This window comes from Arthrobacter sp. Hb9-2, from assembly GCF_059091165.1.
Genome location: NZ_JBNHGJ010000003.1, coordinates 62,012 through 76,744, shown reverse-complemented (window position 1 = coordinate 76,744; position 14,733 = coordinate 62,012). Strand labels below are relative to the sequence as shown.

The following is a 14,733-nucleotide window of genomic DNA, read 5'->3' as shown; positions in this document are numbered from 1 at the left end:
CCCGCCGTCGGACGCCTCCTGCTGTAAAACCGCAAAAGTTTGAGGGCCCCACCGGAAGGTGGGGCCCTCAGCCGTTGTTTCGGACCTAGGCGATCCGCGTGGCGCCGGCCGCCGGCGTCACCGTGAAGATGTCAGGTGCGGTGAAGCCGGCGCCGGCGAAAGCCTGGACGACGGCGTCGCGCACCTTTTGCTCCGAACCGACCGGAGTGAGCGCAATGGCGGCGCCGCCAAAGCCACCGCCGGTCATCCGCGCGCCAATGGCTCCGTTGGCGCGCGAAGCCTCCACGGCCAGGTCCAGCTCGGGGCAGGAGATCTCAAAGTCGTCGCGCATGGAGGCGTGGCTCGCGTCCAGGAGGGGGCCGATCGCTGCCGGCCCCTGGCCCGCGAGAAGGTCCACAGTCTGCAGGACGCGGTCATTCTCGGTCACCACGTGGCGCACCCGGCGGAACGTCACTTCATCCAGGAGCCCGGCGGCTTCCTCAAGGTCGGCTACCTGCACATCACGCAGTGCCTTCACTCCCAAAACCTCAGCCCCCAGCTCGCACGATGCCCGGCGCGAAGCGTAGCCGCCGTCCGCATGCGAATGCGACACTTTGGTATCGATGACCAGCATCACCAGGTCTGCCGATTCCGTCTCAAACGGAACCAGGCTGACGTGCTGGTCCCTGCAGTCCAGGAACACGGCGTGGCCTTTTGACCCACGCAACGAGGCGGACTGGTCCATGATTCCCGTGGGCGCACCCACGAATTCATTTTCGGCCTGCTGTGTGGCAAGGACCATGTCCTCGGCTTCCAGCCCTGCGCCGGTCAGTTCGTTCAACGCGGAGATGACGGCGCACTCGATGGCGTGGGAGGAGGAGAGCCCAGCGCCCAGCGGGACGTTCGAGTCCAGCAGCAGGTCAACGCCCGGAACATCAATGCCCCGCTGCTGGAGCGCCCACATGACGCCCAGCGGATATTTGGTCCAGCCCTTGGCTGAACCAGGCTGCAGGGAATCCAGCGACGTGGTCACCACGCCCTGGTCGCCGTAGGTGGACAGGAGCCGCACGGTGTTGTCAGGGCGGACGGCCACTGCCACGCGGGCTGTCCGGTCGATGGCGAAGGGCAGGACGAAACCCTCGTTGTAGTCTGTGTGTTCCCCGATAAGGTTCACCCGCCCCGGCGCCTGCCAGACTCCAGTCGCAACCCCGCCGAACTCCCGGGTAAACCGGGCGGCGAGGCCTTCGACAGCAGTGCTTTCCGGTGCGGTCAGCGGGTCAGATGCGGCACTCAAGCGGGGGCTCCTTCGGGCAGGGCTGCCCGAAGGGCAGCCGGGGAGGGTGTTGAAGCTGGAACGGTGACATTGCGCAGGCGCTCCGCCACACTTTCCGGGGTGGTGTCATTGATAAAGGCTCCCATGGCGGCCTCCGACCCCGCGAGGAACTTCAGCTTGTCGGCGGCACGCCGCGGCGAAGTCAGCTGGAGGTGGAGGTAGCTTGCGGGACGCAGCAGTGCGTCCAGCGGGGCCTGGTGCCATGCGGAGATGTACGGCGTGGGTGTGGGGTAGAGGGCATCCAACCGCTTGAGCAGATTAAGGTAGACGTGCGCCAGTTCGTCCTTTTCCTCCCCGCTCAGCGCCGCCAGGTCGGGAACCTGGCGGTGGGGAACCAAATGGATCTCGAGCGGCCAGCGTGCCGCAAACGGGACGTAGGCGCTGAAGTTTTCGCCTTCCATGACCATCCTGCTGCCGTCCTCACGTTCCGAGCGCAGCAGCGAGCCGGTGAGAGTCTCACGGCCGCCCGCCGCGTCGTAGAACTTCCGGGCAGCGGCGCCCAGGACGCCAGCGCGCGGCGTCACGTAGGGGTAGGCATAGATCTGGCCGTGGGGATGGTGGAGAGTGACGCCGATATCCGCGCCACGGTTTTCGAAAGGGAAAACCTGTTTGATACCCGGAAGGGCGCTCAGGGCCGCCGTGCGCTGCGCCAATGCCTCGATCACTGTGCGCGAGCGGGCTTCACCCAGGCCGCTGAAGGACCCGGTGTGTGCCGGGGTGAACGCCACCACTTCGCAGCGGCCGAAAGCCGGGCCCGTTGTTCCCCAGGCCGCTTCCGCGGGAACGGTGCCGAGCGCCGGGCCGAGGGACGGAAAGCGGTTTTCGAACACGACGACATCGTAGTCGTCAGCCGGTATCTCCGATGGGTTGTTGGCGGTCGTGGGGCAGATCGGGCATTGGTCTGCGGGCGGCAGGTGGGTGCGGCTTTGGCGGTGGGCTGCTACAGCCACCCATTCATCGGTGAGGGCATCGAAGCGGACTTCACCCGGTTCGCCCCTGGGAGGCAGGGCGCGGTGGTCAGTGGTGGTGTCCGCGGTCCGCGCTTTGGGTGTATGGGCGTCGTCAAAATAGATCAGTTCCCTGCCGTCGGAGAGCCTGGTACTGGTAATTCCCGTCATGAAACCCGTCCTGTTGGTGTCGCTGCGATTTACCACTATTGTTCCATGCATCGCTCAAAAAGGAATAGAAACTAACAAAATACAACAGGTCGTTCAGTGCAGGCAGCCGGGCCGCGCTGTACGGTATTGCTCATGACTTCCGATTCACCCCTCGAAACCAGCGTCGCTTCAGGCTACCGGGCTTACGCGACCGGCAGGCAGTACGAACTCCGCCGGGGAGACGCCTTAGCCGTGGTCACCGAACTGGCCGCCGGACTCCGCTTGTTCAGCAGGTCCGGCGTCCAGCTGACGGAAACGTACGGCGACGACGAGATCCCGCCTGGCGGGTCAGGGATCACGCTTGCGCCGTGGGCCAATCGCGTTGAAGACGGCACGTGGTTCCTGGACGGCAAGAAGCAGCAGCTGGCCATCACCGAGGTGGCACGCAACAACGCAAGCCACGGACTCCTCCGCAACGCTTCCTACGCGCTGGTTGATGAGTCCGAACATTCAGTTGCGCTCGAGGCGACCATTTTTCCCCAGCACGGGTACCCCTTCCTGGCGCGCCACCGGGTGCAGTACCTCCTCACCGAAGACCTTGGCCTGGAGGTCCACCAGACGCTGGCCAACGATTCCAGGAAGGCCGCGCCGTTTGTCCTTGGGGCCCACCCGTATCTGCGGCTGGGGGACACCGCAGTTGAGGAACTGGTGTTGACCGTGTCCGCTGACACCCAGTTGCTGGCAGACGAGCGCCTCATTCCGCGCGGCAGCGCACCCGTCCACGGTGACACCGACTTCCGGGCGGGTCTGCATGTTGCCCCGCTGAACGTGGACGTCGCCCTGACCGGCCTGCAGTTCGAAGGGGGGAAGGCACGGCACACGCTGGCCGCCCCGGACGGACGGCAGGTGAGCCTCTGGCAGGACGAATCCTGCCAGTATGTCCACGTCTATGTCAGTACCCAGTACCCGGGCCGCAGCCGCGCGGTGGCTGTTGAACCCATGACCGGTCCCGCCAATGCCTTCAACTCCGGCGAGGGCCTCCGCTGGCTGCAGCCGGGGAAGTCCTTCACTATGTCATGGGGGATCGACTACAGTTCCGGTGCCGCCGGCTAGCAGTTTCCCATTAGGCCGTGGCTGGGGAATTATTAGGCTATGACGCCAGCCGAGGATCCCGTTTCGCCCGACCCTCAACTACCCGTACGGCAACCATCCACTGCACCGGCAAATGGAACTCCGCCACTGCGCGTCCTGACGGACCGTGAACTGGACAAGGACATTCCCTACGGAGTGCGTATCGCCGCATCGTGGGCCTGGCGCCTGGGACTCATCCTCCTTGTGGGCGGCGCCCTGGTATGGCTGCTGCGGGGAATCAGTTTCCTCATCATCCCGGTGATGGTCGCCGCCCTCCTGGCCGGCCTCCTGAACCCCGTGGTGGGCTGGTTGAAAAGGCGCCGGGTGCCCGGCGGGGCGGCTGTGGCCATCACTGTGGTGGGCTTCCTGGGCCTGATCGGGGGATCGCTGGCGCTGGTGGGCAGGCAACTCGTGGCCGGCTTCGGGGAACTCTGGTCCGAAGCGCTGACCGGCATCCGCCAGATCCAGAACTGGTTGTCCGAGGGGCCCCTCCACCTGACGGCCGACCAAATCGATCAGTACCTGCAGGAGGCCAGTACCGCGCTGCAGGACAACACCAGCAATATCCTCAGCGGTGCACTGTCCTTTGGCAGCAGCGCAGGGCATTTCGCGGCGGGACTGGTCCTCGCCCTGTTCGTCCTTATCTTTTTCCTGCTCGAAGGCGACCGGATCTGGGCGTTCCTCGTGCGGCTGCTGCCCCGGAAGGCGCGGGCGGCGACGTTCGGCGCCGGGCGCAAGGGCTGGGCTTCGATGGTCAGCTATGCCCGCATCCAGATGTTTGTCGCATTTGTGGACGCGGTGGGCATTGGCCTGGGGGCGGCGATTATCGGCGTCCCGCTGGCGCTGCCCCTGAGTGTGCTCGTGTTTATCGGCTCGTTTATCCCGATCGTCGGCGCCCTGGTGACAGGCGCCATCGCTGTTCTGCTCGCGCTGGTAGCCAACGGCCCCATCAACGCCCTTGTCATGCTCGGTATTGTGCTGCTGGTCCAGCAGCTGGAGAGCCATATCCTTCAGCCACTTGTGATGGGCAAGGCGGTAGCCCTGCATCCGGTGGCAGTGATCCTCTCGGTAGCAGCCGGTTCCTACCTGGCCGGAATCCCTGGAGCGCTGTTCTCGGTGCCCATCCTCGCCGTCGCAAATTCGGCCGTTCGCTACATCGCCGCCAGAACGTGGGAACATGAACAGGTGTTGGCATCACCTGCAGGCTCGGTGACTGCCGGCGCCGGCCCGGACAACACCATTACGCGTGTCGACCCGCCGGACGCCCTCAAAGGCGGCAAGGACGCCGCGGCCAGCACCGACGCAGAACAACCTGGCGCCCGTTCCAACGACGCGGCGCCGGGGCCGAAATCCAGAGGAGATTAGTCCGTGAACATCCTTGAAACCCTTCCCGTCACGCTGGACGATGTCCTGGAGGCGCAGAAGCTGCTCGACGGGATTATTGCGCGGACCCCGGTGGAATCATCACGGGCGCTGGGAGCCCTCGTCGGCGGGGACGTCTACTTCAAGTGCGAAAACCTCCAGCGGGCGGGATCGTTCAAGGTCCGCGGCGCCTACGTGCGGATGGCGCGGCTGTCCCCGGAAGAGAAAAAGCGCGGCGTGGTGGCCGCGTCCGCAGGAAACCACGCCCAAGGTGTTGCCGTGGCAGCCAAGAGCCTCGGGATCAAAGCCCGCATCTACATGCCCCTGGGTGTAGCTTTGCCGAAACTGGCTGCCACCCGCAGCCACGGGGCAGAAGTCATCCTGCACGGGCACAATGTCGACGAAGCGCTCGCCGAAGCCCAGCGGTACAGCAACGAAACCGGAACTGTCTTCGTCCACCCGTTCGACAACGTGGACGTCGTCGCAGGCCAAGGCACGCTGGGGCTCGAAATCCTGGAGCAGGTACCCAACGTTGACACAGTGCTGATGGGCGTAGGCGGCGGGGGACTCCTGGCGGGTGTCGCCGTCGCCATCAAAGCCCGGGCCAGGGAACTGGGCCGGGAGATCCGTATCATCGGCGTGCAGGCGGAAAATGCCGCCGCATACCCGCCCTCGCTTGCTGCTGATGCACTCGTTCCGTTGAAAAAGGTGTCCACCATGGCCGACGGCATTGCCGTCGGCCGCCCGGGGCAGCTTCCCTTCAGCATCATCCGTGAACTGGTGGACGACGTCGTAACGGTCAGCGAAGACTCTCTGGCGCGTGCGCTGATTTTCCTCCTGGAGCGCGCGAAGATGGTGGTGGAGCCTGCCGGCGCTGTAGGTGTGGCCGCACTCATGGACGGCAAGATCGAGAACCCGGGCACCACGGCCGTGGTCCTCTCGGGCGGCAACATCGACCCCATGCTGATGCTTAAAGTCATCCAGCGGGGCCTCTCCGCCGCAGGGCGTTACATGACCGTCCGCATGATGCTGGACGACAGGCCAGGTTCGCTTGCCACCATCGCCCGGATCATCGCCGAGAACGACGCCAACGTCACCGGGCTGGACCATACTCGGGTGGGCGGGTCGATCAGCATGGGCGACGTCTCCATCACCGTCAACCTGGAAACAAAGGGCCACGAGCACTGCCAGCAGGTCCTTAGCGCGCTCCGCGCCGAGGGTTTCCAGCCCATCGTGGTGCACTAGGACAGGCCATGGCCGGACTCACGGGAAGCGGAGGCTGGGAGCGGCGGACCATCGCCGCCCGGGCAAAAGGCGGACTGCTGGTGCTGGGCGGCTTTGTGGCTCTCCTGTTCGCCATAGAACTGTTCAACGCACTGATGCTGCGTTCGCTGAACCGCACGTTCGGCCTGCGGCCCAGGAGCGCCGACGGACTGCTGGACATCTTCACCTTCCCGCTCCTGCATGCCAACCTGAACCACTTGCTGTCCAACAGCCTGCCGCTGATAATTTTCGGCTTCCTGGTCTTCCTCTCCGGGCTCCGGGTTTTCCTGACGGCGTTGGCCTTGAGCTGGCTCGGATCCGGGCTGACGGTCTGGCTGATCGGGAACGGTGGCATCACCGTGGGCGCTTCCGGCCTGGTCTTCGGGCTCTTCTCTTTCCTGCTGGTCCGGGGCTTTTTCAACCGCAGCTGGCGGCAGATCCTGCTGGCCGTTGTGCTGTTTATGGGCTACGGCAGCATCCTGCTGGGCGTCCTCCCGCTGGTTTCGGGATTCGTTTCCTGGCAGGCCCATCTCGGCGGCGCAGCCGGGGGAGTGGTGGCCGCGCTGCTCCTGCGGCCCCGCGAAGGTCTAACGGGCATCAAGTCCTGACCTCCGCCGGAACCTTTCCTCGTTAAAGCGAAACGCCGGCAGCCCCTGAGGGACTGCCGGCGCGCTTGGTGCGTCCGGGACTATGCCGCGTACGGCTTGGCGGAAAGGATCTCTACTTTGATGTCCTTGCCGTTGGGCGCCGTGTAGCTCAACGTGTCGCCTTCCTTGTGTCCAAGGATGGCGGCACCCAGCGGAGACTTCTCGCTGAAGACGTCAAGATCGGAATCGCCTGCGATCTCGCGGGAACCGAGCAGGAAGGTTTCTTCGTCACCGGCAATCCTGGCAACGACGATCATGCCGGGCTCCACGATTCCGTCATCTGCCGGAGACTCGCCAACGTGGGCGTCCCGAAGCAGGGCCGTCAGCTGGCGGATGCGGGCCTCGATCTTGCCCTGCTCCTCCTTGGCCGCGTGGTAGCCGCCGTTTTCCTTGAGGTCACCCTCTTGCCGGGCTGATTCAATTTTCTGGACGATCTCCGCCCGGCCAGCGCCGGAAAGGTGGTCCAGCTCTGCCTTCAGGCGGTCAAAAGCTTCCTGGGTAAGCCAGGCTGCAGCTGCGCTGTTGGTGGTAGACACGGACTTCTCCTCTAATGGTCCTACATGCAAAAGACCCCGCCACGGTGGCCACTTGTGGAACAGTAACCAGCTCAGCGGGGTAAAGGTATTGCTCCATTGTAGTCAATCCTGTGGATTTAACCCAACAAGCAAGCGGCGCGCATCACATCTTCTGCCCTGAGTCGCCGGGAATCCAGCAGCTGTCCACCACGCCGGATACGGACTGTGACTCTGTCCTGACCGGGACCCGCTGCGAGACTGTTCGTCCGCCGTCGGCTGTTCCATCTGCCTCCGAAGGAGGAATGTCCACAACTTTCCACCCCACCACGGCGTATTTGGAATCCAGCGCCTTGATGGCGCACTGCACGGAGGTTCCAGGTTCCCGGGTGACCTGGAAGTCCACCTCGGCCAGCGTGGCGTCCGTGGTGACATAGCCGATGTCCTTGAAGCTCACCTCGGTGAGGGAATTCGACGTGGAAACCCAGGCCATGAAACCGATCCCTGCGGCCAGTGCGGCGCCTCCGATAGTGCGCGTGGCGGCTGGGGAGAGCCGGCGCTTTTTAGCACCATAACGATTGGCTAGGCTAGTGTTCGCGGGCTCGGAATGGGCCGGCTGGTCCGGGGAAGTCACCAGACCAGTTTAGTGCCCCTTCCGGCGGAGCTTTCCCGGCCGGCGGCACAGCAGGCCCTGCAGTCCCCGCCCGTTCAGCAACCGCTCAGCAGCCGCAAGCCGCAATGAAGAATAAGGAGCCGTCCTTCAATGACAGCGTCCAGTAACTCCCACGCACCGCTCCGGCTGCTCGCCGTCCATGCCCACCCCGACGACGAGTCCAGCAAGGGTGCGGCGACGATGGCCATGTACGCAGCGTCGGGGGTGGAGGTGATGGTGGCCACCTGCACGGACGGCTCACGCGGGGACATCCAGAACCCCGCGGTGGAAGGCGAGCCGCATCCCAAACGGGACATGGCCGGTGCCCGGCGCCTGGAGATGGAACGGGCAGCCCGGATCCTGGGAATCAAGCAGCGGTGGCTGGGCTTTGTGGATTCGGGCCTGCCCGAAGGTGATCCGCTTCCGCCCCTGCCGGCCGGGTCCTTCGCAACCCTGCCGCTGCACCATGCGGCCGCCCCGCTGGTGCGGCTGGTCCGTTCCTTCAAGCCCCACGTCATCCTCAGCTATGACGAGAACGGCGGCTATCCGCACCCGGACCACATCATGGCGCACCGGGTTGCCGTTGAGGCTTTTGACGCGGCCGGTGACCCTGCCCGTTATCCGGACGCCGGCGAACCATGGGAACCGGGCAAACTGTACTACGACCGCGCCTTCAGTCCGGAACGATTCCGTGCGCTGCATTTCGCCCTTGAGGAAGCGGGCCTCCAGTCCCCTTACGCCGAGCGGCTCGCGGCATGGCTGGAGTCCGACGCCGAAGGCCACACTCCGCCGCCGGCCCCCCATCCCACCACCACGCAGGTGGACTGCGGAGACTTTTTCGAAGTGCGCGACGACGCCCTGCGGGCGCACCGTACGCAGGTGGATCCGCTGGGGTTCTTCTTTGCCGTATCCCCGGAAATGCAGCGCCGGGCGTGGCCTTGGGAAGATTACTCACTCATCCGGTCCCGGGTGCCGTCCGAGCTCCCGGAGAAGGACCTGTTCGCGGGGCTAAGATAGAAGCGCAGGCATTTCTATGCCGTGTAGAAAATGTGCCCGGATCCGGGCCGCCGAATGTGCTGCCTGCTGACACCCGTTCCATAGAAGGTATTCAACGTGCAACGTCTGCTCCTCAGCCTGGCTACCACCCCCTCGCCCCTGCCCACGCCCTCCTTGCGTGAGGGCATCTCCGAGGACCAGGTGACGCCGGGCCTCCTGGGCTTCATCATGACGGCTTTCTTTGTGGTAGCCACTGCCCTGCTGATCGTTGACATGGTGCGCCGCATCCGCCGGGTCCGTTACCGGGCCCAGGTGGAGGAGGAGCGCATCGCCGCGGCCGCTGCCGCCGACATTGAAGCGGCGGAGGCTGCAGAGGCGGATTCCGGAGCGGCGGGCCCTGCTGCCGGTGCCGGTTCAGCTGCCGACGACTCCTACCAGGGCCCGGCCGACGGCGGCGCGGACGCTGATCCGGGAAACCGCCGGCACTAGGTCTTCCGGGCTCCTCCAGGGCCTTATCCGGCCCTTGATACCGCCTGGCAGATAGCGGACAGCCCCTGGCAGCGCTAGCTGAGCACTGCCAGGGCTATGGCTGTGAAATGCGCAGCAAAGGCCACCACGGTCAAGGCATGGAAGAGTTCGTGGAAGCCAAAATGGTGGTAGCTGATGTTGGGCTTTTTGAGGGCGTAGAAGACCGCGCCGGTGATGTACAGCACTCCGCCCACGCAGATGAGGACGGCGGCGGGCGCGCTGGCCTGGAAAAACTGCGGAAGGTAGAACAGTGCGCCGCAGCCGAGGGCGATGTAGATCGGAACGTACAGCCAGCGGGGTGCCTGGGTCCAGAGCAGCCGGAACAACACGCCGAGAATTGCACCTGACCAGATGACCCATAGCAGCAGGATGGCCTGGGGCCGTTCCAGCAGGGTCCAGGCGAGCGGCGTGTAGCTGCCTGCGATCACCAGCATGATGTTGGTATGGTCCAGCCGCTTGAGCGTCATCTTTACCCGCGGGGACCAGTTGCCCCGGTGGTACACGGCGCTGACCCCGAACAGCAGCACGCCAGTGGCCGCGTAGATGGCCGACGTGACCTTGCGGTCAAGGGTCGGGGCCAGGAGGACAAGGACAATCCCCGCCGCGAGTGCCAGCGGAGCCGTCACGGTGTGGATCCAGCCGCGCCACTTCGGCTTGATCATCAGGAGCTCTGCCAGCCGCACGGCTGCGTCGTCCATGGGGGAGGTGCCAGAGTTCGTTTCCGCGCTGGCTCCCGCGCCTGAAATGTCCTTGGGCTGCGGCCTCCGCGGACCGTCCGGGGTGTCGCTGTTCATGGCTCCAGAATAACTTACGGGCCAGTAAGTTACCCACGGGTAACAATGGCCCTGTGTAGGGTGGCGCGCAGAAGACCGTCCCCGCCCGCGGCGGACGGTAGCCTAGGATGTGCAAGCCGAACGTACATCAAGGAAGTCAGGTGAGTGGCCGCGTGGAGTTGCCCGGGTTCCTCTATGGCTTTTACGAGCGCCGGCTGCTCAAGGACCTCGCGCGCGACCGCATCCCCCGGCACATTGGAGTGATGGTTGACGGCAACCGGCGCTGGGCCAAGCAGTTCAACGCGCCCACCAGCCAAGGCCATCAGGCAGGCGCAGACAAGATCCATGAATTCCTTGGCTGGTGCCAGGAACTTGGGGTCAAGGTGGTCACGCTGTACATGCTGTCCACCGACAACATGAACAGGTCCAGCGAAGAACTGGACCTCCTCATGGGCATCATCGCCAACACCCTGGACCGGCTTGACGGCGACGCGAACATATCAGTGCACGCCATGGGTGCACCGGAACTGCTGCCGGACTATCTTGCGGAGCGGCTGAACAAGCTCACGGCACGCACCCCGGTCCGGGAAAAAATCCATGTCAACGTGGCGGTGGGGTACGGCGGACGCCGGGAAATCGTTGACGCCGTGCGGGAACTGCTGCACGACGCCGTCGCCAAGGGCGCCGATATTGGCAAGCTCGCCGACGACCTGTGCGTGGACGATATCTCCCGGTTCCTCTACACCCGGGGCCAGCCGGATCCGGACCTGGTGATCCGCACGTCCGGCGAACAACGGCTCTCCGGGTTCCTGATGTGGCAGAGCGCCTACAGCGAGTTCTACTTCTGCGAGGCGCTGTGGCCGGCATTCCGCAAAGTGGACTTCCTGCGCGCCCTCCGGGACTATGCCGGCCGGCAGCGCCGCTTCGGCACCTGACATTCCGGGTTCACCGACAGTTCACACGGCTGCAACAGGAATCGCCGCGTAATGGTTGCGGAAATTACTTCCGATGGATTTACGTTATATCCATCAGCAGGCAAAACCGCCGGCTGATCGGGGAGGCCAGTACATGGAGCGAGACATCGCACCGGTTGTATGGGAGGCCGGACCCGGCCTCTTGGCCGAGCCGCCTCACCACTAACAAATCCGGGCATGCGCCCGGGGCTGGAGTCGATGTGGCTACTTCTGAACAACTGCCCGAGGTCCTTTTCGGCCAGGGCGGGAAAGCTACCTCTCGCGCCATGCGAGCCACGTCAGAAACCGGCGCAGCGAAAGATGCTGCAGCCGGTTTTGCTGTTTCCGGAAGGGAAGCCAACATCCACACCTTCGTGATCGACACCTCCGTCCTGCTGTCCGACCCGCGCGCGCTGCTGCGCTTTGCTGAGCATGAGGTGATCGTGCCGGTGGTGGTGATCACCGAGCTTGAGGCCAAGCGGCACGACCCTGAACTTGGCTACTTTGCGCGGAAGGCGCTCCGGCTCCTCGATGATCTTCGGGTCAAGCACGGCGGCCTGAGCCAGCCGATCCCCATCGGTGACGACGGCGGCACCCTCATGGTGGAACTGAACCACATCTCCGCCGAGGTGCTGCCGCTGGGGTTCCGCAGCGGCGACAACGACAGCCGTATCCTCGCGGTGGCAAAGAACCTCGCGAACGAAGGCCGGGACGTCACCGTGGTGTCCAAGGACCTGCCCATGCGGGTCAAGGCTTCAGCCATGGGGCTCACCGCCGACGAATACCGCAACGAGTTGGTGAAGGACTCCGGCTGGACCGGCGTGGCCGAGGTGGAGGCCAGCGAGCAGGAGATTTCCACGCTCTACGGCCACGAACCCGTGTTTATACCTGCTGCAGCGGAACTGCCCGTGAACACCGGCCTGGTCCTGCTGTCCAACCGCGGCTCCGCGCTCGGCCGGGTGGGCCCGGACAAGCAGGTCCGCCTGGTGAAGGGCGACCGCGACGTATTCGGACTGCACGGACGGTCCGCGGAGCAGCGGCTGGCCATCGACATGCTGATGGATCCCGCCGTCGGCATCGTCTCCATAGGCGGCCGGGCAGGCACCGGCAAGTCAGCCCTGGCTTTGTGTGCGGGCCTGGAAGCGGTCCTCGAGCGCCGGGAGCACCGCAAGGTGATCGTTTTCCGGCCCCTGTACGCCGTGGGCGGCCAGGAACTGGGCTACCTGCCCGGCTCCGAGTCCGAGAAGATGAACCCCTGGGCGCAGGCGGTCTTCGACACCCTTGGGGCACTGGTCAGCCAGGAAGTCGTGGAGGAGGTCATGGACCGCGGCATGCTCGAGGTCATGCCCCTCACCCACATCCGCGGACGCTCCCTTCACGACGCCTTTGTGATCGTTGACGAGGCCCAGTCACTCGAAAAGAACGTCCTGCTGACCGTCATGAGCCGCATCGGCCAGAACTCGAAGATCGTCCTGACCCACGACGTCGCCCAGCGCGACAACCTCCGCGTCGGACGCCACGACGGAATCGCCGCCGTCGTCGAAACCCTGAAAGGACACCCCCTCTTCGGCCACATCACCCTGACCCGCTCCGAACGCTCGCCAATCGCAGCCCTGGTCACGGAACTGCTCGAAGGCTAGTTTCGGTTCGATAGCAAGGGCCGTGGTTCCGTTTGCGGGCCACGGCCCTTGTGCGTTTCCGTTGCCGGGTTCGCCGGGCCACGGCCCTTCGCCGTCGCTTAGACACGTCGCATAGGGGCCCCTCCGGTCGCTGGGCGACCTCCGGAGCCCGATGCGCCGCGATGCGCTCCTACGCGAAGGACCGCAACCCGACTCGTGAGTGCGTTTCGTCCTGCGGAGGTGACCCCCGGACGAAACCGGCCGCGGCGAACCTAAGCGACGGAGAAGGGCCCTGGCCTGGCGAACCCAACCACGGCGCCGCACTCAACCCGACGGCGAAGCGCTGGGGGGACGGACGAACCAGCCACGGTGGGCACTAACTGACCTTCAGGAACTTCGCTGCAGGTTCGTGGCCCTCGACCCGCAGGGTCCAGTCGGGGCGTTTGAATGTCTCCGGGGTGAGCCGGACGTGCTGGACTGTTTCGACCTTGGTGCCCCAGGCTTGCCTTGTGGTGCCGTTCAGTTCGTAGCCGAGGGAGCGGGAGACGCCGAGGGAAGCTTCGTTCCACGTGGCTGCTTCGGACTCTGCTGCTTCGGCGCCCAACCAGTCGAAGGAATAGAGGGCGACGGCGGCGCGCATCTCCTTGCCGAACCCGCGGCCCTGCATTGACTGCTTCAGCCAGGAGCCTGTGGTGACGGTCTTGAGCGCGGCGAAATCCTTGGCGCCGACGTCCTGGCAGCCGATGAAGGCGCCCCCATGCCAGATGCCCAGGAGCAGGGTCCAGGATTCGGGGGAGCATTCGGCCCGGCAGCGCCAGTACCAGCGGGCCATATTCGGCCCCAGTTCATCTGCCGGAAGCTCAGTCCACGGAGTGCTGAACGGGCTCCTGCCCGCCTCGTGGATGCCGCTCCTTGCTGCTGCAACGGCCGCAGGAATTTCATGGTCCTGGATGGGGCGGAGTTCCAGCCGCGGTGTGGCCATCCTCAGGCCGAAAAGTGGCCAAACGTCGCTCAGTGATGTCATCAGCGAAGCCTAGCGGATGCGCCCTGCTGCGGCCTGTCACAGTGAGGCAGGGACCTCCCAGGGGATGTGCTGCCGGACGTCTGTGAGATTCATTGACTGGGCCAGGAAGAGGTCGTCCAGCATGTACTCGTCCACCGCGAGGATGCGCAGCCAGTGACCGTAGTCCTCCGACCCCGGTTCCAGCGACTGGCTTGCCACACATACGCCGGTGCCCAGGTCCAGCCGGATCCGGGATCTGCCGGGAAGGCACAGCGGCGCTGCCGGATGGGCCGGATGGTACGCGGCTGTGCGGATTGCAACTGCTTCAAGGACAGGGCGTCCTTCGTGCTCCTGCTGCCGGACTTCCTGTATCTCCACCGCATTGCTGCCGGGAAACTCCAGAGGCACTGGGGCGTTCCCGGCCAGTTCCACAGGATCCAAGGCCGCGGCGAACCGCCCGTTGCCGAACCCTGGCTCGCCATAGGCTGCTTCCGGCCGCCTGCGCACCAGGCCATGCTCGTCGTAAACGGGCGTCACCAGGTGCGGTGGCAGAAGCCAGGACTTCCGGGTGGCACTGACATAGAGTCCGTCCCGGGAATCGTTGATTCCCGTGGTGCTGTGCAGGACAAGTCCGTCCGCGGTTTCAAGACGAAGTGCGCCCGGCCGCCGAAGCCACGCCCGCACCAGGGACGCCGTAGGGCTAGGCGCATCCGCGAAGGGCTCATCCCAATACTCAAAGCGCAGGGACTGCCATTTCCAGGGCGAGGACCTGCAAAGGTTCCGGAAAAGGGCAGGGTGCGCGGCGGCTGAAGTGGTGTCCGGATCCATCCGGTGCCGGGAGTCCCACGTCGCCATATCCACAGTTTACGCGCGGGCGGTGCGGCG

At 65.0% G+C, this 14,733-nt stretch carries 15 protein-coding genes; 8 read left to right on the top strand and 7 right to left on the bottom strand.

Annotated elements, in window-relative coordinates; genetic code table 11:
- Window positions 1–85: 85 nt before the first annotated feature.
- Together galK and galT are read right to left on the bottom strand one after the other, a co-directional pair.
- Window positions 86–1,273, bottom strand: coding sequence for a galactokinase (galK, locus tag AC5RV1_RS03220; protein WP_493993516.1), 1,188 nt, complete (start codon window positions 1,271–1,273; stop codon window positions 86–88).
- Window positions 1,270–2,430, bottom strand: coding sequence for a galactose-1-phosphate uridylyltransferase (gene galT / locus AC5RV1_RS03215; RefSeq protein ID WP_493947454.1), 1,161 nt, complete (start codon window positions 2,428–2,430; stop codon window positions 1,270–1,272). Before galT ends, galK begins: the two co-directional genes overlap by 4 nt.
- A gap of 132 nt (window positions 2,431–2,562) precedes the next feature.
- Between galT and AC5RV1_RS03210 the strand changes: the two genes are divergently transcribed.
- From AC5RV1_RS03210 to AC5RV1_RS03195, 4 genes are read left to right on the top strand one after another with little or no spacing between them, the layout of a single operon-like run.
- Window positions 2,563–3,522: an aldose 1-epimerase family protein gene (locus AC5RV1_RS03210; RefSeq protein ID WP_493993515.1), complete on the top strand. Its 960-nt coding sequence runs from the start codon at window positions 2,563–2,565 to the stop codon at window positions 3,520–3,522.
- Between the two features lie 39 nt (window positions 3,523–3,561).
- On the top strand, window positions 3,562–4,905 hold the full coding sequence (locus tag AC5RV1_RS03205; RefSeq protein WP_493947452.1) for an AI-2E family transporter: 1,344 nt from the start codon (window positions 3,562–3,564) through the stop codon (window positions 4,903–4,905).
- A 3-nt stretch (window positions 4,906–4,908) separates the two neighbouring features.
- Window positions 4,909–6,147 carry a threonine ammonia-lyase gene (gene ilvA / locus AC5RV1_RS03200; RefSeq protein WP_493947451.1) on the top strand — a complete coding sequence of 413 codons (1,239 nt, stop codon included), beginning with the start codon at window positions 4,909–4,911 and terminating at the stop codon, window positions 6,145–6,147.
- 8 nt (window positions 6,148–6,155) lie between these two features.
- Window positions 6,156–6,773: a rhomboid family intramembrane serine protease gene (locus AC5RV1_RS03195; protein WP_493947450.1), complete on the top strand. Its 618-nt coding sequence runs from the start codon at window positions 6,156–6,158 to the stop codon at window positions 6,771–6,773.
- Window positions 6,774–6,853: 80 nt separating this feature from the next.
- On the opposite strand, the gene greA is transcribed toward AC5RV1_RS03195, so the two are convergent.
- Window positions 6,854–7,348 (bottom strand): transcription elongation factor GreA, encoded by a 495-nt coding sequence (gene greA, locus AC5RV1_RS03190; RefSeq protein ID WP_163164261.1) that lies wholly within the window; start codon window positions 7,346–7,348, stop codon window positions 6,854–6,856.
- 142 nt (window positions 7,349–7,490) lie between these two features.
- Window positions 7,491–7,958 carry a DUF4307 domain-containing protein gene (locus tag AC5RV1_RS03185; RefSeq protein WP_493993514.1) on the bottom strand — a complete coding sequence of 156 codons (468 nt, stop codon included), beginning with the start codon at window positions 7,956–7,958 and terminating at the stop codon, window positions 7,491–7,493.
- Window positions 7,959–8,087: 129 nt separating this feature from the next.
- Here AC5RV1_RS03185 and mca point away from each other — a divergent pair, with 129 nt between their 5' ends.
- Complete coding sequence (gene mca, locus AC5RV1_RS03180) at window positions 8,088–8,993, top strand: mycothiol conjugate amidase Mca (protein WP_163164263.1); 906 nt, start codon at window positions 8,088–8,090, stop codon at window positions 8,991–8,993.
- Between the two features lie 96 nt (window positions 8,994–9,089).
- The gene (locus tag AC5RV1_RS03175) at window positions 9,090–9,461 is read left to right on the top strand and encodes a hypothetical protein (RefSeq protein WP_493947449.1); all 372 of its coding nucleotides are present in this window, start codon (window positions 9,090–9,092) and stop codon (window positions 9,459–9,461) included.
- Between the two features lie 74 nt (window positions 9,462–9,535).
- Here AC5RV1_RS03175 and trhA read toward each other — a convergent pair whose 3' ends face one another.
- Window positions 9,536–10,294 (bottom strand): PAQR family membrane homeostasis protein TrhA, encoded by a 759-nt coding sequence (trhA, locus tag AC5RV1_RS03170; RefSeq protein ID WP_493947448.1) that lies wholly within the window; start codon window positions 10,292–10,294, stop codon window positions 9,536–9,538.
- 152 nt (window positions 10,295–10,446) lie between these two features.
- Between trhA and AC5RV1_RS03165 the strand changes: the two genes are divergently transcribed.
- Entirely contained in the window at window positions 10,447–11,208 is a 762-nt protein-coding gene (locus AC5RV1_RS03165) for an isoprenyl transferase (RefSeq protein ID WP_493947700.1), read from the top strand.
- A 239-nt stretch (window positions 11,209–11,447) separates the two neighbouring features.
- On the top strand, window positions 11,448–12,866 hold the full coding sequence (phoH2, locus tag AC5RV1_RS03160; protein ID WP_493947447.1) for an RNA 5'-3' helicase PhoH2: 1,419 nt from the start codon (window positions 11,448–11,450) through the stop codon (window positions 12,864–12,866).
- Window positions 12,867–13,221: 355 nt separating this feature from the next.
- Here the strand turns inward: phoH2 and AC5RV1_RS03155 are convergent, their stop codons facing one another.
- Both AC5RV1_RS03155 and AC5RV1_RS03150 read right to left on the bottom strand, forming a co-directional pair.
- Complete coding sequence (locus AC5RV1_RS03155; RefSeq protein ID WP_493993513.1) at window positions 13,222–13,869, bottom strand: GNAT family N-acetyltransferase; 648 nt, start codon at window positions 13,867–13,869, stop codon at window positions 13,222–13,224.
- A gap of 36 nt (window positions 13,870–13,905) precedes the next feature.
- The gene (locus AC5RV1_RS03150) at window positions 13,906–14,703 is read right to left on the bottom strand and encodes a hypothetical protein (RefSeq protein WP_493993512.1); all 798 of its coding nucleotides are present in this window, start codon (window positions 14,701–14,703) and stop codon (window positions 13,906–13,908) included.
- Between the last annotated feature and the right edge of the window lie 30 nt (window positions 14,704–14,733).